At 71.0% G+C, this 16,656-nt stretch carries 16 protein-coding genes; 2 read left to right on the top strand and 14 right to left on the bottom strand.

All coding sequences use genetic code 11. The annotated features are described in order from the left end of the window. Positions 1 to 89: 89 nt before the first annotated feature. Complete coding sequence (locus tag VB059_RS07690; protein WP_323421432.1) at positions 90 to 1,217, bottom strand: tocopherol cyclase family protein; 1,128 nt, start codon at positions 1,215 to 1,217, stop codon at positions 90 to 92. Positions 1,218 to 1,284: 67 nt separating this feature from the next. Beyond that, positions 1,285 to 1,635, bottom strand: coding sequence for a metallopeptidase family protein (locus VB059_RS07685; RefSeq protein ID WP_323421431.1), 351 nt, complete (start codon positions 1,633 to 1,635; stop codon positions 1,285 to 1,287). 347 nt (positions 1,636 to 1,982) lie between these two features. Here VB059_RS07685 and mqo point away from each other — a divergent pair, with 347 nt between their 5' ends. Then, positions 1,983 to 3,497 (top strand): malate dehydrogenase (quinone), encoded by a 1,515-nt coding sequence (mqo, locus tag VB059_RS07680; RefSeq protein WP_323421430.1) that lies wholly within the window; start codon positions 1,983 to 1,985, stop codon positions 3,495 to 3,497. Positions 3,498 to 3,672: 175 nt separating this feature from the next. Here the strand turns inward: mqo and VB059_RS07675 are convergent, their stop codons facing one another. From VB059_RS07675 to VB059_RS07655, 5 genes are all read right to left on the bottom strand, one after another. Further along, positions 3,673 to 4,350 (bottom strand): hypothetical protein, encoded by a 678-nt coding sequence (locus VB059_RS07675; RefSeq protein ID WP_323421429.1) that lies wholly within the window; start codon positions 4,348 to 4,350, stop codon positions 3,673 to 3,675. Next, entirely contained in the window at positions 4,347 to 5,594 is a 1,248-nt protein-coding gene (locus VB059_RS07670; RefSeq protein WP_323421428.1) for a hypothetical protein, read from the bottom strand. The genes VB059_RS07675 and VB059_RS07670 overlap by 4 nt, the downstream gene beginning before the upstream one ends. A gap of 3 nt (positions 5,595 to 5,597) precedes the next feature. Continuing rightward, entirely contained in the window at positions 5,598 to 7,982 is a 2,385-nt protein-coding gene (locus tag VB059_RS07665; RefSeq protein WP_323421427.1) for a bifunctional polysaccharide deacetylase/glycosyltransferase family 2 protein, read from the bottom strand. A 638-nt stretch (positions 7,983 to 8,620) separates the two neighbouring features. Then, positions 8,621 to 8,881, bottom strand: coding sequence for a hypothetical protein (locus tag VB059_RS07660; RefSeq protein ID WP_323421426.1), 261 nt, complete (start codon positions 8,879 to 8,881; stop codon positions 8,621 to 8,623). A gap of 71 nt (positions 8,882 to 8,952) precedes the next feature. Then, positions 8,953 to 10,101, bottom strand: a complete 1,149-nt coding sequence (locus VB059_RS07655; RefSeq protein WP_323421425.1) for a cystathionine gamma-synthase — start codon at positions 10,099 to 10,101, stop codon at positions 8,953 to 8,955. Positions 10,102 to 10,172: 71 nt separating this feature from the next. Between VB059_RS07655 and VB059_RS07650 the strand changes: the two genes are divergently transcribed. Continuing rightward, the gene (locus VB059_RS07650; RefSeq protein WP_323421424.1) at positions 10,173 to 10,547 is read left to right on the top strand and encodes a GNAT family N-acetyltransferase; all 375 of its coding nucleotides are present in this window, start codon (positions 10,173 to 10,175) and stop codon (positions 10,545 to 10,547) included. 301 nt (positions 10,548 to 10,848) lie between these two features. On the opposite strand, the gene VB059_RS07645 is transcribed toward VB059_RS07650, so the two are convergent. The 7 genes from VB059_RS07645 to rplS all read right to left on the bottom strand — a co-directional run bounded on the left by VB059_RS07645 (position 10,849) and on the right by rplS (position 16,447). Continuing rightward, positions 10,849 to 12,018, bottom strand: a complete 1,170-nt coding sequence (locus VB059_RS07645; RefSeq protein WP_323421423.1) for a DNA-processing protein DprA — start codon at positions 12,016 to 12,018, stop codon at positions 10,849 to 10,851. After that, positions 12,015 to 13,706 (bottom strand): YifB family Mg chelatase-like AAA ATPase, encoded by a 1,692-nt coding sequence (locus VB059_RS07640; protein WP_323421422.1) that lies wholly within the window; start codon positions 13,704 to 13,706, stop codon positions 12,015 to 12,017. The genes VB059_RS07645 and VB059_RS07640 overlap by 4 nt, the downstream gene beginning before the upstream one ends. Beyond that, positions 13,703 to 14,086, bottom strand: a complete 384-nt coding sequence (locus VB059_RS07635) for a YraN family protein (RefSeq protein WP_323421421.1) — start codon at positions 14,084 to 14,086, stop codon at positions 13,703 to 13,705. Before VB059_RS07635 ends, VB059_RS07640 begins: the two co-directional genes overlap by 4 nt. 205 nt (positions 14,087 to 14,291) lie before the next feature. Continuing rightward, on the bottom strand, positions 14,292 to 14,600 hold the full coding sequence (locus VB059_RS07630; RefSeq protein ID WP_153573430.1) for a DUF2469 domain-containing protein: 309 nt from the start codon (positions 14,598 to 14,600) through the stop codon (positions 14,292 to 14,294). Beyond that, the gene (locus VB059_RS07625) at positions 14,597 to 15,247 is read right to left on the bottom strand and encodes a ribonuclease HII (protein WP_323421420.1); all 651 of its coding nucleotides are present in this window, start codon (positions 15,245 to 15,247) and stop codon (positions 14,597 to 14,599) included. The genes VB059_RS07630 and VB059_RS07625 overlap by 4 nt, the downstream gene beginning before the upstream one ends. After that, positions 15,247 to 16,014: a signal peptidase I gene (lepB, locus tag VB059_RS07620; protein WP_416339521.1), complete on the bottom strand. Its 768-nt coding sequence runs from the start codon at positions 16,012 to 16,014 to the stop codon at positions 15,247 to 15,249. The genes VB059_RS07625 and lepB overlap by 1 nt, the downstream gene beginning before the upstream one ends. A gap of 82 nt (positions 16,015 to 16,096) precedes the next feature. After that, positions 16,097 to 16,447 (bottom strand): 50S ribosomal protein L19, encoded by a 351-nt coding sequence (rplS, locus tag VB059_RS07615; RefSeq protein WP_323421419.1) that lies wholly within the window; start codon positions 16,445 to 16,447, stop codon positions 16,097 to 16,099. Positions 16,448 to 16,656: the final 209 nt, after the last annotated feature.

Below are 16,656 nucleotides of genomic sequence, written 5' to 3'. Positions count from 1 at the left end.
CCTGATCAGCTCGCTGCGTACCAGCGCTTGGTCTGCGGCTCACACCTGGCCTGCGCGGGCGGCCCGACCTCCGCCAGCGGGCGCAGCGGTCACCCGGATCGTCGCCGTAGCTCCTGCCGGGTCAGGGCGGGCCCACCCACCTCGAGACCCGCCAGGACACTCTCCCCCGCCCAATACGGACGCCCCTGTCGCTCGACCCGTACGGCCATCCGGGCGGCGAGGTGTTCCAGCACCGCGGCGACATTGCGTTCCTCGCTGGGCAACGGCATCGGCAGGACGTGGGCCCGAGCCGGATCCCCGGTGCCGTCGACGATCACCCGCCAACCGGGCCGGTGCCCGTCGAGGTGCCATCGCCCCGGGCCGATGTCCGCGCGCACCGGGCTGGTGCCGGGGTTGCCGAGCCGCAGCACCCGGCCGTCGGGGAGGCGGACCACCAGGGCCGTGACCGCCGTGGACAGCGGGCCGGCCACGACCCGACCGCCGGCGAACGCCACACAGGCGCCGGGGTCGGCGAAGCCGTGGGTCTGGCCCCACCACCAGGCGTCGGGGAAGCCCTCCTTGCCCCAGTTCTTCTCCCCGTAGACCGTGGCGCCGTCCAGTCGCCAGGTCTCACCGCCCAGGACCGCCTCACCGGACGCCCGTCCACCGAGCAACCATGGGTGCCAGTACTGGTTCAGCCCGGGCACCAGCTGGAAGCCACTGGATCCGCCGAGCGCCCGGCGCGGCGGCCAGGGGTCGGCGGCGTCGAGGCGGACCATGAGCCGGGCCTCCGGGCCGAGGTCGACCCGCAACGTCCGGTCGTCTCCGGCGAAGGACCCGACACCGGTCAGCGGAGGGCCCGATGCGGGCGGCACCGGTGCGCGCGGGACCGGCCCGGGCGAAACGTGGCCCGGCGGAACCGGTGCGTGCAGGGCCGCCCCCGGCGGTGGCGGTGCGGGCGAAGCGGCCCCCAGGCCGTCCGGATCGGCCCACGCCCCCGACAGGGCACCGGTGCGGAGGAAGCCGTTGCTGCCGGCCAGAGCGACGGTCGCCCATGGGCCGTGCGGACCGCGGTTGACCCCGATCAGTGCGATCACGACGCGGGATCGCGCGACATCGGTGAACCGCCAGTAGTAGCCCTCCATCGCCACGCCATGGGCGCGCCGCGGGTCGCCCCACGGCAGATCGGCACCGGTCGCCCGGTAGGCCGCCACGGCCCGCCCGAGGATCCGCGCCACCGGGCCCGTCAGCGGACCGCCGACCCCGGCCGGACCACCTGGCCCTGCCGGCCTGCCTCGATCGCCGTCAGGCATAGCCGAGCTCGTGGAGCCGGGCATCATCGATCCCGAAGAAGTGGCCGATCTCGTGCACCACGGTGATCCGGACCTGCTCGCGCAGTTCCTCGGGCGTACGGCAGATCCGCATCAGGGGGTTGCGGAAGATCAGGATCCGGTCCGGCAGCACCCCCGAGTAGTCATTGCCGCGCCGGTCCAGCGGGACACCCTGGTAGTAGCCGAGCAGGTACGGTTCGCCGGCCGGCGGGTCGTCCTCGATGACCAGGATGCAGTTCTCGACCAGGTCGAGCAGGCCCGGCGGGACCGACTCGACGGCCGCGTCGACGTACGCCTCGAACTGCTCGGCGGAGATGTCCAGCATGGTGGCCTCCTCACCGGCCCGTCCCGGCGGCACCGTTTCGGGACGGGCCGGTGTGCCACGGCGACGGACGCTGCTCCCCACAGTACGGGACCCGACGATGTTAATGTCGTCACATCCTCGCGCGAGGATGACACGCGATTGGAAGGCTCCCCCACGAGGTCGTAGCGTGGTCTTTGCACATCCTTTCGCATCCGGTGACCCCCGCGGGGGTGGCGCGAAGGACCGCACGGTGTCGTGCACCAGACTGCCCATGTCGGCGGGCGGGCCGGTGGACACCGCCCATGATCGATAGGCACTCGTGAGGAGCAGTCGTGGCGTTCGGCAAGCACAAACCAGGCAGGTGGCCCGTGGAGGCCGAGGAAGTCGACGTCGCGCTGATCGGCGGTGGCGTTCTCAGCGCGACCTTCGGGCTGATGCTGCACATGTTGCAGCCCGACTGGACGATCATCGGCTTCGAACGGCTGCCGAAGGTGGCCAAGGAGTCCTCGAACCCGTGGAACAACGCGGGTACCGGTCACTCCGGTCTGTGCGAGCTGAACTACACCAAGGAAAAGCCCGACGGCTCGATGGACAACTCCAAGCCCATCGACATCAACGAGCAGTTCCAGGTCAGCCGTGAGCTGTGGGCGCACTTCGTCGAGCAGGGCGTGCTCGGTCACCCGGAGACCTTCATCAACGCGTGCCCGCACATGTCCCTGGTGCACGGTGAGGAGGACATCGACTTCCTCCGCCGTCGCTGGGAGGGCCTGAAGGACAACCCGCTGTTCGCGGCGATGGAGTTCTCCGACGACCAGGAGAAGATCAAGGAGTGGGCGCCGAATCTGGTCCAGGGGCGTGACCCGCAGGATCGGATCGCGGTCACGTACGACCCGACCGGCACCGATGTGAACTTCGGCTCCATCACCCGCCAGCTCTTCAACTACCTCGAGTTCCACGGCGTGTTCGTCGAGACCTCGAAGGAGATCACCGACCTCAAGCAGAACTCCGACGGCTCCTGGACCCTGCGCGTCGCCGACCACCGCCGCCGTGACGAGGGCCGCGGCCCGGACAAGTTCGTCCGCGCCAAGTTCGTCTTCAACGGTGCCGGCGGCTGGGCTCTGAAGATGATGCAGAAGGCCGGTGTCCCGGAGGTCGACGGCTACGCCCTGTTCCCGGTGTCCGGTGCCTTCCTGTCGACCACCGACCCGCAGATCGTCGCGACCCACACCGTCAAGGTCTACGGGAAGGCGAAGGTCGGCGCCCCGCCGATGTCCAACCCGCACATGGACGCCCGGATCATCAACACCAACCGGTCGGTCCTGTTCGGGCCGTACGCCGGGATGGATCCGCGCTTCCTGAAGTTCGGGTCCTGGCTCGACATGCCGAAGATGATCCGCTCCGGCAACATCATGGCCGTGCTCAACGTGGCCAAGGATAACCTGGCGCTGATCAAGCTGCTGGCCGGGATGATCTTCATGACCCCGAAGCAGAAGCTGGCGGAGCTGCGGGAGTTCTCGCCGAGCGCCGACATGACCGACTGGCGGATGATCAAGGCCGGTCAGCGCGCCCAGATCATCAAGACCAATGCCGATGGCCGCGGCGGCAAGCTCGAGTTCGGCACCGAGGTGATCACCAACGCCGACGGGACGCTGGCGACCGTGCTCGGGGCGTCCCCGGGTGCCTCAACCGCCGTGCCGATCATGCTGCAGCTGCTGGAGCGCTGCTTCCCCGAGAAGATCGAGGAATGGGCCCCCAAGATCCAGGAGGTCATCCCCACCTACGGCAAGAGGCTCTCCGACGACCCGCAGTTGGCGTACGACACGATGAAGCACACCGCCGAGGTGCTGCACCTCACCGAGCCGGCGGAGCCCGCCGCGAAGTGATCGCCGGGCGGCCCGCCGACCGCTGACGCGCACGACAGGAGGGCGCTTCCCACCGGGAGGCGCCCTCCTGTCGTGTCTGCCGGCCAGAAGGATCGCACCCGCCGGCCGACCTGCCGACGAGTCCACCGAAGGATCCAGCGATCGGCGGGCCGTACCGGTCGGGTGTCGCCGACTGTCAGCCCTTGACCGGGATCTCGCCGCGGCCGACGTCACAGCGGCCGTCGTGCAGCACTCCGTGGCCACCGGCGACGCGGTAGCCGGCGGCGGGCCGGATCACCACGGTGTGCAGCCCGGTGAGCGCGGCCGCGCATGCGTTCACCGCCTGCTCGCCCTGGGCCTGGCCGTCCAGCCAGACGTCGATCCAGGCCGTGGCGCCCTTCGGTGCCGAGTCGCCGGGGGCGTTGAGTCGGTGGCAGGGGCCGTTCTGCGGCTTCGCGCCGTCGCCGCAGGTGTCCTCGACGATGAAGTAGCGCTCGAGGCTGGGGATGTAGAAGCGCGTCCCCTGGGGATAGTCGAGGATGTCCTGGTCACCGTTGAGGACATGGCCCACCGCCAGGGTGACCGGGTCCTCGTACGTGCCGGCGCCCTCCGCCGTGGAGTGCAGCACCGGCGCCGAGATCGTCCGGCCGGCCGGCGTGTTGTCGAAGTACGTGTAGCCGGTGACGTAGACATGCGACTGGACGACTTCCGGCCCGGCCGAGGAGTCCAGCGCCGGGCCGGTGGCCGCGCCCTGGGTGACCAGGGGCGTGGCGCACCCGGCCAGGCCGAACGCGGCGACGGCGAGGGCAACTGCGAGGGCCGTACGCCGCCGCGGGACCGGTGGGGCGAGGGGCACGCTGGTGCTGGACGTCACAGGGGGTTCCCTTCGGGGCTGTTCGCGGAGCGGGCGGTCTGCGGTCTCGTGTCGCGCGGTGCCGTCTCCCGCAGGTCGGGGTCGCGCTGGCCGAGGTCGTGGCGGCCGCCCCCGCCGGGCGCCGGGCGGACGAGGGACCGGACCCCGTGACGGGCCTCCCAGGCCCCGGGCAGCAGCCAGACGAGGGCGAACAGCAGGACCCCGACGACGATCCGAGCGTACGGCAATGGGAGGCCGGCATCCGTCGCGATGGTGCGGAGCTCGGGACGGTCCGCGACCGTCCCGGAGGCCACCACGACCGGCGGGAGCCACAGGTAGAGGGTCACCGCCCGGCGGGCGACGGCGGTGGCCGCCCCGCCCCGCGCCGTCGCATCGGGTCCGACCGGTCCGGCCACCCGTCCGGTGCGCATCAGCAGCAGGGCGCCGGCGGTGCCGACCATCGCGACGTTGATCGGCGCTTCGAGGTCCCAGCCGGTGACGGGATCGCGATGGAACCAGGCCCAGCCGACGCTCGCCCCGACCAGCAGCAGGCAGACCGGCACCACCACCGGCCACGGGAGGCGGTTCAGCAGCCCATGGGCGCGGGCGACGCCGATCAGCCAGGGGGTGCCGAGCACCACCGGCAACAGCACGACTCCCCCGAGCGCCTGTGGCACCGGGACGATGTGGGTGGCGTTGAGCAGGGTCAGCACGAGCGGCAGTACGAGCATGGTCCGCGGCCAGTGCCGGGTCAGCCACACCAGGGCGGGCGCCAGCACGGTCAGCCAGGTCAGGGCTGTGATCAGCTCCAGGTGCGGGCCGAGCAGCCCCCCGGTGAGGAGGTCATGCGGCGCCACCACCGGCAGGATCCAGGCGAGCTGTGACCGGTCCAGGACCGACGGGCCCACAGTCCACACGGCGTACGCCACCGACACGACACCCAGGATCCACAGCGGTGGCAATGACCCGAGCAGTCCCCGGACGATGCCGTGGCCCGGCCGGCCCGGCGCGGTCTCCAGCACCCGGGCGGTGGCCTCGCCGGCCAGCGCCAGCAGGATCGCCGAGGTCGGCAGGAAGGCCACCGTCCAGGCGGCGCGGGGAAGCAGCACCGGGACGACGGTGGCCATCAGGGTGAGGGCCAGCAGAATGTCCGGACCGCTGCTCCGGCGCCGCGGCCGGGAGGACACCGGCAGCGCGCGGGCCGGGGTGTCGGGCAGCGGTGGGCCCGGCCGACCGCCGGATCCGACCACGGGAATGTCCGTCACGTCCTATCGGCTCCTCATCGCCTGCGCACCGGCCACGTCGCGGACCCGGACCGGCTCACGGGCCGCCTGCACCGTACGGACGTCCATTGCGCCGGTGCGGCTCAGTTTGTTCCAGCCGGTACGGGCACCCTTGAGCGCCAGGATCAGCGACGAGTAGAGGAGGTAGGCCCGCAGCGGTTCGTACATCAGCCGGTAGACGGGCACGACCAGCAGGTTGTCCCAGCTCTCCTGCATCAACGCGATCGCGCACGCGGTGAGCACCGCGTGGACGAGCGAGAAGGCGGCGAAGAAGGCCAGCAGCATCGGCCCCTGGCCGCTTTCGACGGCCTGCACGGTGATCACCGCGACGAACGGCAGGAACACCACCGGCACGACGATCGACAGCAGGTAGTTCGGCATCACCCACAGGCCGAGCGCACCGAACCGGGGACGGCCCACCATCCAGCGGTGCTTCCACATCGCCTGGAGAGTGCCGTACGCCCAGCGGGTCCGCTGCGCGAGCAGGTCGTCGACGGTCTCGGGCGCCTCGGTGAAGGCGAGCGCCTCGTCGTTCTGGGTGATCCGCCAGCCCAGCGTGTGCAGGGTGAGGGCCAGGTCGCAGTCCTCGGCCAGCGTGGCGGTCGAGTACCCACCGGCCTCGAGGATCGCCTCCCGTCGCCAGGCGGCGCAGGCACCGGGGACGATCGAGATGGCGCCGAGGGCGTCCTGGGCCGACCGCTCCAGGCCGATCTGACTGAGGTACTCCAGCGCCTGCCAGCGGGTGAGCAGGTTGCGGCGGCGGTTGCCGACCCGGACCACCCCGGCCACCCCACCGAGCCGGCCGTCGGGGTCGACGGCGAAGTGCCGGACGAGGTTGGTCACGGCGCCCGGGGCGACGACGGTGTCGGCGTCCATCGTCACCACGATGTCGCCGCGGACCGACCGCAGCCCGTTGTTGAGCGCCCCGGACTTGCCGGTGTTGGCCTGGCGCACCAGCACCACCCGGGGGTCCTCGGCCGCGACCCGGGCGACGGCGTCGGCGGTGCCGTCCGTCGACCCGTCGTCGACCACGACGACCTCCAGCAGCGGGAAGTCCGAGGCGAGCAGCGACCGTACGGTCCGGGCGATCACCGGTTCCTCGTTGTAGGCGGCGATCACCACCGACACCGCCAGGTCCATCTCCTCGGGACGCGGCCACACCACCCGCGCGCGGCGACAGCGCCGCCGCAGCGCGAGGACCAGGCTGATCAGCCCGGTCACGATGACCGACAGCACCGCGAACCAGAACAGCCCGGTGATCAGCACCCCCGGGGCGCTGTACTCCGCGCGGGCGGACCACAGCAGCGCCCGGTCCCAGATGCTCGGGGTGACGGCGGCGTTGGCGTCGGTGAGGGTCGGGTTGTTCTGCGTCGCCGACTGGAAGGTGTAGCCCTGCTGCTGCAGGAAGGGGATGAGCTTCTCCAGGTACTGCCGGGTCAGCGCCCGGTCCCCGCCGCCGTCGTGCAGCAGGATGGTGAGGTGGTCCTCGTCGGTCGGGGGCAGCCCGATGTCGTCGACCGTCGCCCCGGGACGGGGGTCGATGGCCCAGTCCTCGGTGTCGAACCCGTAGGTCATGTGCTGGAAGCCGAGCTCCTGGCCGCGGGCGACCACCCCGATCATGGTCTTCTCGTCGACCGGGTCGTCGGAGTCGTACGGGGCCCGCCAGAACCGTGCGTCGTGGCCGGTGGCGGCGCGGATCAGCCGTTCGGTGGAGACCAGCTCCCACTGGGACTCCCAGAAGGGCAGGTTCTCCATGTGGGCGTGGTCGAGGGTGTGGATCCCGATCGCGTGCCCCTCCCGGGCCATCCGGGCGACCAGGTCGGGCTGCTGGGCGACGTTGCGCCCCACCACGAAGAAGGTCGCCGGGACGTGGTGCGCGGCCAGCACGTCGAGGATGCCCTGGGTGTCGGCGCCGTTGGGCCCGTCGTCGAAGGTCAGCGAGACCGTACGCCGCGGGCTCTGCGGGTAGCCGTAGTGCTCGATCACGTACGGGTGCCCCTGTACGGCGGCCAGGTCCTCGCCGGTGAAGGTGACCAGGATGGCATCGGTGAACGGGTCCGCGCCGACGAGCCGGTCGCCGTCCTGCCGTACGCACAGCACGCGCTCCAGCGGGCCCGCCCCGATGACCGGGGGGTCGGTGCCGAGCTGGGACCAGTGCAGGCGCGAGAACAACCCGCCGCCACCGGCGGCCAGCGGCGCGGCATAGAGATGGGGCACCGCCACCATGACGACGACGATGACCGGGATGACGACGGCCAGGGCCACCACGCGGATCCGCCGCCACCGACGGCCGGTCGGATCCCGGAAGACCGGAGCCTCCGGAACGCCACGGGCGAGGTCTCGGACCACGGTCTGGGACCTGTCGAACATGGGGGTGACAATCTCCGATCTGGACCGCTGCCCTCGCCGGTCCGTGGATCAGGCTAGGGGTGGCGCGGAACCAGGGGCAAAGCGAGCCTCTCAGAGGTCCTTCAACCGGGCGGAGGGTCAGGCCGTCGGGCCAGCCGGATCGTCCGGCCCGCCGTCACCGCGCAGGTCCTCGCCGCGGAAGCCCTCGTCCCAGGCCTCGCGCACCCGCGGTGGGTAGAGGATGGACCGTGCCACGTTGCGGTACCCGTATCGTCCAGCAGAGTGGCTGCCTGCCGGTCGGTCAGGTCGTACGCGTGGGCCAGCATGCGGACATGCTCGGTGTAGAAGGCATGCAGTTTGTTGACACCCTTGACGAACTCGATCTCGTTCGACGACATCGCTCTCCCCCGCCTCATCGTCCGGCGGGCGTACCGCCGCTGACGCCCCCATCGTGCCATCCGGTGAGGCTGGGGCCCGGTGACGCCATCCGGCATGACGCCATCCCGTAGGGCCGGGGTCCGACGACGCCATCCGGCACCACACCGTCGGCACCACACCGTCCGGTGGGGCGGGAGCCGCGACGCCGTCCGATGGGGCCGGAGCACGACAACCTCGGGGCTTGCCGTCGCCGGCATCGGGCAGGGCCCACAGGAGGAAGGTCAGTCGACGGTCATCGCGGCGAGGTAGCGGCGGGCCACCTCGCTGAACGGGGCAGTGTCGCCTTCGTCGTCGATCAGCCGTAGCAGGAGCCGCAGTCGCTGTCGCACCTCGGGCCGCGCGGCGTGCTGCTCGAGATGCTCGACCATGCGATCGTCGGTGTCGAGCATCGCGGCGGCCTGGCACAGGTCACGGAAGCTCCAGCTCAGCGGGTCGCTCGACAACAAGCGGTCCCCGGGGTGCAGCCATCGGACGTCGCCCATGCCCGCAGCCTACCCGGCTGCCCCAGCGCCACCTGTCGGACAAGCGCCCGATCCAGGTCGGCGTCAGACGGTCAGGCGAGCGCCCGGCCCAGGTCGTCGATCAGGTCGTCGATGTCCTCGATGCCGACGGACAGCCGCAGCAGGTCGTCGTCCACGGCCGACGCCGTGCCCTCGACCGAGGCGTGTGTCATCGCGGCCGGGTGCTCGACCAGCGACTCCACCCCGCCGAGGGACTCGGCGAGCAGGAACACCGAGGTCGACTCCGCGACCCGGATCGACTCCGCACGGCCGCCGGCGACGTTGAAGGAGACCATGCCGCCGAAGTCGCGCATCTGCCGGGCCGCGGTCTCGTGGCCCGGGTGCGACGGCAGGCCGGGATAGTGCACCCGGGACACCAGGGGGTGCTGCTCGAGGAAGGTGGCCACGGCCATCGCGTTGGCACAGTGCCGGTCCATCCGGACCGCCAGTGTCTTCATCCCGCGCATCAGCAACCAGGCGTCGAACGGCGAGGAGACGTAGCCCACCGCGTTCTGCAGGAGCTTCAGGGCCTCGGCGAGTTCTTCGTCGCGCACCACGACGGCACCGCCCACCAGGTCCGAGTGTCCGCCGAGGTACTTCGTCGTGGAGTGCACCACGACATCGGCCCCGAGGACGAGGGGGTTCTGCAGGTACGGCGAGGCGAAGGTGTTGTCGACGCAGACCCGAGCACCGTGCGTGTGGGCCACCTCGGCCACGGCCGCGATGTCACAGACCTGCAGCAGGGGGTTGGACGGCGTCTCGACCCAGACCAGTTGGCCGCCCGAGGCCGACCGGCTGAGCGCCTCCTCGAGCACGGCCGCCTCGCAGAGGTCCGCCACGATCGTCTCGATCCCCCAGGAATCGAGCACCTGGGTCAGCAACCGGGTGGTGCCACCGTACGCGTCCCGGCCCAGGACGACCCGGCTGCCGGGCCGCAGCGTCGTCCGCAGCACCAGATCGGTGGCCGACATGCCTGACCCGGTGATGAACGCCTGGGTGCCCTGCTCCAGCACGGCCAACTGAGTGGCTGCCGCCGTGCGGGTGGGATTGCCGGCCCGGGAGTACTCGTAGTCGCTCCGCATTCGCCCCACCCCGTCCTGCACGAAGGTGGAGGTGAGGTAGAGGGGCGGGACAACAGCGCCGGTGACCGGATCAGGGGTCTGGCCGGCGCGGATCGCCCGAGTGCTGAAGCCATGGTCCATGGCGGTACGGTACCCAACGCGTCCGGCCGCGGACCGCGTCTGGACGCGTCCGGGCCGGCACGGACCGGGGCTTGGAAAGTCAGGTTCGCCTGGCTACGCTTCCTCTGGAACGCTGCCGCCAGAGCCGTCTCGCATACGTTTCCAGTCATTTCGAGCGACGGAGCAGTGATTATATGTCGACTTTTGTTCACCAGATCGAGGGCAACCGGTTCGAGGCCCGCATCGACGACCACGTCGTCGGGACCCTCGACTACACCGTTTCCGGCAACAAGATGGTCATCGAGAGCACCGAGACCATCCGGGACTTCAGGGGTCAGGGAATCGCCCGCAGACTCACCCGCTTCGCCTTCGACGACGCCCGCACCCGAGGGCTCGTCGTCGATCCCAAGTGCCCCTTCGCCAAGCGCTTCGTGGATCTGCATCCCGAGTACACCGACGTCCTCTGACGTCCTGACCCGTCTTCCCCGGGACGTCGCGTCCCCGGGGCCCGATTCGCCCGACCCGACTTCCACCCGACCCGAACGTCGCTCCGGTCCACGATCACCGATCGGCCGCGTCCCGACCGGCGCCTCGCGATCCAGCGCCCCGGACTCCGCACCCCCACCGAGCTGACCATCGCCTGGCGGCAGGTCACGCCCGGTGCCGTGGAGCAGCCCGGGTCCACCGCATGCAGGACATCCGATGCCCCTGTCGCCCCCGCGACGGGGGCATCTCTGCTCCCCGCGAGGCTTCCGGTCGTCCCGAGGCTCATGCCCGCCGACCCAGGTGGCGGCGGGTCAGCTGCCAGAGGCCAGGTTCCTGCTCCCTGGCCAGTCCCTTGGCGGCCAACGATTCGAGCTCGACCAGGCACTGCCGGACCGGTAGGGCAGCTCTGACTGACAGCTCGTCCACCCCTGTCGTCCCACGCCCGGGCAGCGCCTCCAACACGATCGTCTCCGCCTCCCCCAGCAGGTCCACCGGCGTCGGCGGCTCCTGGTGCCCGATCAGGGTGTCCTGGCCCACCGGGGACAGGATCGCGAGGATGTCCTCGTGGCTCGACACCAGCTCCGCCTCGTGGTCGCGGAGGAGTCGGTTGGGAGTCGTGGACAGTGTCGAGGTCACCGGGCCGGGAACGGCCATCACCGGGCGCCCACAGGCCGACGCCCAGGTGACGGTGTTACGGGCCCCGGAACGGTAGGCGGCCTCGACGATGACGGTGCCGCGCGACAGCGCCGCGATCAGCCTGTTGCGACTCAGGAAGCGCAGTCGCGTCGGATGCTCGCCCGGGGCCAGCTCGGTCACCAGGATCCCGCGCCCGGTGACCGCCTCGTAGAGCCCCGCATGCGCCGCCGGGTAGACCTGGTCGATGCCGCACGCCAGCACTGCTGCGGTGACCGCGTCGCCGGCGCCGTCACGCGTCGCGAGGGCCCCGCGGTGGGCCGCCGCGTCGATCCCGTACGCCGCCCCTGAGATGACCGGCATTCCGGCCTCGACGAGCTCATGGGACAGCTCCAGTGCCACGTGCTCGCCGTACGATGTCGACGCCCGCGCACCCACGATCGCAACCGAGGCCCGGGCGAGCTCCGCCAGGTCGCCCGAGCCTCGGACCCACAGGCCCACCGGAACGCCCATCCGCTCCTGGACCGGTTCGCAGGCGGCGAGCACACCCAGCTGTTCGGGCCACTCCGGGTCGCCCGGGATGACGAAACGTGCCCCGGTCCGTTCGGTGCGCAGGATCGCGGCGTCGGTGTCGAAGACCACCGCCCGGCGTGCCCACCGGCTGCGCGAACCGGGCGCCCTGAGCTCCGCCCAGGCGGCCTGGGCCCCGAGGGTTGCGACGGTGCGCCACATGCCCGGGTCCCCCGGCTCGACAACATGCGCCAAGGCGAGTCGGGCCCTGCGTTCGGCCGTCCACCTCAGATCCGGTGGTGTGCTCATGATCGCCCTCCTCCGGGCAGCAGGTGGGTCTCGCCGCGGCGAAGGGCCAGTGCCAGGCCCAGGTCCGCCGCGGTCGGAACGTCGTGCCCCTCCAGGTCCGCCACCGTCCAGGCGAGCCGCAGGGTCCGCTCGACGCCGCGATTGCTCAGCCTGCCCTGCAGGATCTCCGTGTCGAGCAGATGGGTGGTCTGCGGCAGCGGCAGATGGTTGCGCAGATAGGACCCTGGGACCGCCCCGTTGGTGGTCCATCCGGTCCCGGCCAGCCGTCGCTGCTGCCGGTCGCGGGCAAGGGCGACCCGAGCGGCGATCATCGCCGAGGACTCGGGCGTCGGGAGCCGGGCCCCCAGAGCGAGGTACGCGGACGGCGGAGGCTTCATCATCACCGTGATGTCGACCCGGTCACGCAGCGGGCCGGAGATCCTGCCGCGATAGCGATGGACGACGCTGGGCGGACACGTGCAGTCCTTCCCCGACACCCCGAAGTACCCGCACGGGCACGGGTTCGTCGCCATCACGAGCTGAAAGCGTGCCGGATAGCGCACCTCGCCATGTGCCCGGGACAAGGTGACCTCGCCGGCCTCCAGCGGTGTCCGCAACGCATCCAGCACCACGGGCCCGAATTCGGCGGCCTCGTCCAGGAACAGGATCCCGCCGTGCGCCCGTGACACCGCGCCCGGGCGGGCGAGCTTGGCACCTCCACCGACCATGGCCGCGACGCTGCAGGCATGGTGCGGAGCCGACAGCGGGGGTCTGCGTCGCAACCCGCCCACCGGCTCACCGATCAGCGATGCCAGGGCGGCCACCTCCAGTGCCTCGGTGACCGAGAGCTCCGGCAGGATCCCCGGCAGGCGGGACGCGATGAGGGTCTTGCCGACCCCCGGCGGTCCGCTGAGCATCAGATGGTGCCGGCCTGCGGCGGCGACCTCCGCCGCCAACCGCGCCTGCCCCTGGCCGACGACATCGGCGAAGTCCGGCAGGGCATCCTCACCGACACCGGCCGGCCCCGTCGTCGGATCCTCGGGCCCGTGGGCGTCCGGATCGTCGGCCCCGCCGCTCTCCGGCACCGCGCGGTGGAGCGTGGGGGCTTCCCCCCGGAGGAACGACACCAGCTCGCCCAGACTCGCCACGGTGTGCACCTGCATGCCCTCGACCAGAGCAGCCTCGGTGCGCTGCCCCGCAGGGACGACGACCGAACGGTAGCCCCGTGCCTTCGCGGCCAGCACCGCCGGCAGGACACCGCGGACCCGTCGGACCCTGCCCTCCAGCCCCAGCTCACCCAGCAGGATGACCCGTCGGACGGCGTCCTCGGGCACCACCCCACCGGCCGCCAGCACGGCCGCCGCGATGGCGATGTCGTACTGCGAGCCCGCCTTGGGAAGGCTTGCGGGGGTCAGATTGATCGTCAGTGCGGTGCGCGGCCATTCCAGCCCGGTCGCCGCCACTGCCGCCCGGCAGCGGTCCCTCGCCTCGTACACCGCCGCATCCGGGAGCCCGACCAGGACGGTCCGCGGCAGTCCGGGGGCGATCATCGCCTCCACCTCGATCTCCTGGCCGTCCATGCCGACCAACGCGATCGACCGTGCTGTCGCGGTGCGGGGACGCGCCGGCGCCCGGCCGGGTGGCAGGCTGACGTCGGTGCGCACCGGCAGGGCCGTGGCCGACGCCTCCGCCCCACGGCGGGAGGTCATGCGACACCCGCCACATGGGTGATCCGGACCGGCCTGTCGCCAGTGATCACGATGCCGATCGCGTCGAACCGCACCCGGACGTACCCGTGGTGCTGCTCGGCGAGGAAGGCGCGGGTGACCGCCCGCATCCGGGACACCTTGAGCGGGGTGATCGCCTCCAGCGGGTCGCCGAAGTCGTAGCCGACCCGCGTCTTCACCTCGCACACGACGAGCACCGGACCCTGCGGGGACGCCTCGACGGCGAACACATCGACCTCACCTGCCCGGCACCGCCAGTTCCGTGCCAGGACGACCAACCCGGCGTCCTCCAGGGCCTCCACCGCCAGGTCCTCCCCGGCGACGGCCAGGGCGCGGCGCTGCTGCGTACGTTGCTGATCCATGCCGACCACCTCCGAAGGGAGGGTGGTGCGCGGTCAGCGCCGGGAGACCGATCCGTCGGCTGCTGTGGACAGCCGGGCGAAGGACGGATCCGGCTGTGGACAGGACCGGCCACAACGGGCACCGGTCCGGGCATCCTCACGCGGACCCGGGCTCACCGGCACGCACTGGCGAGCTGCGGGGCGGGCCACCGGAGCGCGACCCGGCTCAGGGACGCGGCACACTGAGGTCGGAGTGGTCGATCTCCTCGATCGACACGTCCCGGAACGTCAGTACCTTGGCGCTCTTGACGAACCGGGCAGGCCGATACATGTCCCACACCCACGCGTCGGCCATCGAGACCTCGTAATAGACATCGCCGCCCTCGGTGCGCACCTTGAGGTCCACGGCGTTGCACAGATAGAACCGGCGCTCCGTCTCCACGGCATAGGTGAAGATCTCGACGACTGCCTTGTACTCCTTGTACAACTGCAGTTCGAGGTCGCTCTCGTACTGTTCCAGGTCCTCGGTGCTCATCTCGCAGCCAGCCTAGCCGCGCGGATCACGTTGTCATAGCGCATCCGGTGCTGAGGGCAGGGCCCCAGCTCCTCGAGCGCCTCCTGGTGAGCGCGGGTCGAGTAGCCCTTGTGCTGGGCGAAGCCGTAGCCCGGGTAGTCCTCGTCCATCGCCACCATGACGCGGTCCCGGCTCACCTTCGCCAGCACCGAGGCGGCGGCGACACAGGCTGCCACCCGATCGCCCTTCCACAGCGCCAGCCCGGGGACGCCCAGGCCGTCGACCGCGAACCCGTCGGTGAGGCAATAGTGCGCCGGCACGTCCAGGCGGAGCAGGGCCCGCCGCAACGCTTCGAGGTTCGACGGCTGGATCCCCCGACGGTCACACTCGGTCGAGGGGATCTCCACGACCGCCCAGGCGAGTGCGCGCTCCACGATCAGGTCGTACGCCACGTCCCGCTGGTGCGGCGTCATCAGCTTGGAATCGCGCAGCCCGGGGATCTCCGCTCCGGGCGCGTCGTCGAGGACGACGGCTGCGGCCACCAGCGGGCCGGCGCAGGCGCCGCGTCCGGCCTCGTCCGCCCCGGCGACCGGGCCGAGTCCCCGCGCGACGAGGGCGCGTTCGTACGCATAGAGGTCCGGGGTGGCCGAGGGCGCGGTGGGGCTCATCAGCAGCTGACGCCCGCCGGTTCGATCGTCGCCTGCTGCGGCGCAGCCGTGGTGGCGGGCGGGACCGCGGCGAGTCCCGCGGACTTCTGGAGGAGGGTGGTGCGATTGAACGGGGCGAAGATGGCCCACCCCACCCCTGCCACATCGGTCAGGGGCACGAAGGCATCCGCACCCTGCGGCTCACCGGGCACCACGTCGGCAAGGTGACAGCGCGAATCGGCGCTGGCGTTGCGGTGGTCGCCCATCACGAAGATCCGCCCGGCGGGAACGACGACCGTGAACCGGATGTCGGAGGCGGCGACCTGCTCGCCGGACTCCGAGCGGTACAGATAGGCCTTCTCGTCCACGGACCGGCCGTTGACGGTGAGGTGTCCGACGGCGTCGCAGCAGGCGACGGTGTCGCCCGGCATGCCGACGACACGCTTGATCAGGTAGTTCTGGGAGGTGTCGGGCAGGACACCGACGAACTCGAGGGCCTGGCCCACCGGGCCACGCTTGACCATCGGGTTGGGGCCGAGCCATCCGCCCGAATCACGGAAGACGACGATGTCGCCCCGCTCGACGTGGGAGATCTTCTGGGCGACGACCCGGTCACCGACCTCCAGGGTGTTCTCCATCGATCCCGACGGGATGATGAACATCTGTCCCACGAAGTGCTGGAGCACCGAGGAGACCACCACGGCGCCCACAAGGATGATGAAGGCCTCCTTGACGGCCCGCCAGATCCGTTGCCCCGTGGTGGGGGGAAATTCCCGGGATGTGTCCACGGTGGTCGGTTTCCTTTCCCGGGCGCAGACGAGAGGTCATCGCGATCGTACGCCCGGGATCGGAATCTGCCGAAGCAACGCGTCAGTTGGTGCGCTTCTCCTTGATCTTGGCGGCCTTGCCGCGACGATCGCGCAGGTAGTACAGCTTGGCGCGACGGACATCGCCGCGACGGTCGACCTCGATCTTCTCGATGATCGGGCTGTGCACGGGGAACGTACGCTCCACGCCCACCCCGAAGCTCACCTTGCGGGCGGTGAAGGTCTCCTGGAGACCGCCACCGGCGCGGGCGATCACGACGCCGGCGAAGACCTGGACGCGGGAACGGTTGCCCTCGACGACCTTGACGTGGACCTTGACGGAGTCGCCGGGACGGAAGTCCGGGATGTCGTCACGGAGGGATGCGGCGTCGACCGCAGCAATCAGCTTGCTCATGGTGTTGTCCTCGCCGGTGCCACAGGCCACCTTGCAGTCAGGATGGATGACGACCCCCACGTCACGAGCGATCCCCCTGTGGCAGGAGTCATGAACGTACGGGCAACAGCTGAGCATTCTGCCACAGACCGGTGAGAGCCCTCAAATCCCGGCCCACACCGGACGAGCCACCGGCGCCGGGCCGGTCGCTCACCGGGCCCTGGGCCACT

It is taken from the genome of Raineyella sp. (assembly GCF_034933565.1).
Taxonomy (GTDB): domain Bacteria; phylum Actinomycetota; class Actinomycetes; order Propionibacteriales; family Propionibacteriaceae; genus Raineyella.
The sequence above is the reverse complement of the archived record's forward strand: the minus strand, read 5'-3'. Positions and strand labels throughout refer to the sequence as shown.

What these genes read in the sequence shown, in the direction of transcription:
- VB059_RS07625 (WP_323421420.1), bottom strand. Translation starts at nt 15,247, where the DNA reads ATGAGCCCCACCGCGCCCTCGGCCACCCCGGACCTCTATGCGTACGAA.
- VB059_RS07660 (WP_323421426.1), bottom strand. Translation starts at nt 8,881, where the DNA reads ATGGGCGACGTCCGATGGCTGCACCCCGGGGACCGCTTGTTGTCGAGC.
- VB059_RS07635 (WP_323421421.1), bottom strand. Translation starts at nt 14,086, where the DNA reads ATGGATCAGCAACGTACGCAGCAGCGCCGCGCCCTGGCCGTCGCCGGG.
- VB059_RS07645 (WP_323421423.1), bottom strand. Translation starts at nt 12,018, where the DNA reads ATGAGCACACCACCGGATCTGAGGTGGACGGCCGAACGCAGGGCCCGA.
- VB059_RS07630 (WP_153573430.1), bottom strand. Translation starts at nt 14,600, where the DNA reads ATGAGCACCGAGGACCTGGAACAGTACGAGAGCGACCTCGAACTGCAG.
- VB059_RS07665 (WP_323421427.1), bottom strand. Translation starts at nt 7,982, where the DNA reads ATGTTCGACAGGTCCCAGACCGTGGTCCGAGACCTCGCCCGTGGCGTT.
- VB059_RS07685 (WP_323421431.1), bottom strand. Translation starts at nt 1,635, where the DNA reads ATGCTGGACATCTCCGCCGAGCAGTTCGAGGCGTACGTCGACGCGGCC.
- VB059_RS07640 (WP_323421422.1), bottom strand. Translation starts at nt 13,706, where the DNA reads ATGACCTCCCGCCGTGGGGCGGAGGCGTCGGCCACGGCCCTGCCGGTG.
- VB059_RS07655 (WP_323421425.1), bottom strand. Translation starts at nt 10,101, where the DNA reads ATGGACCATGGCTTCAGCACTCGGGCGATCCGCGCCGGCCAGACCCCT.
- rplS (WP_323421419.1), bottom strand. Translation starts at nt 16,447, where the DNA reads ATGAGCAAGCTGATTGCTGCGGTCGACGCCGCATCCCTCCGTGACGAC.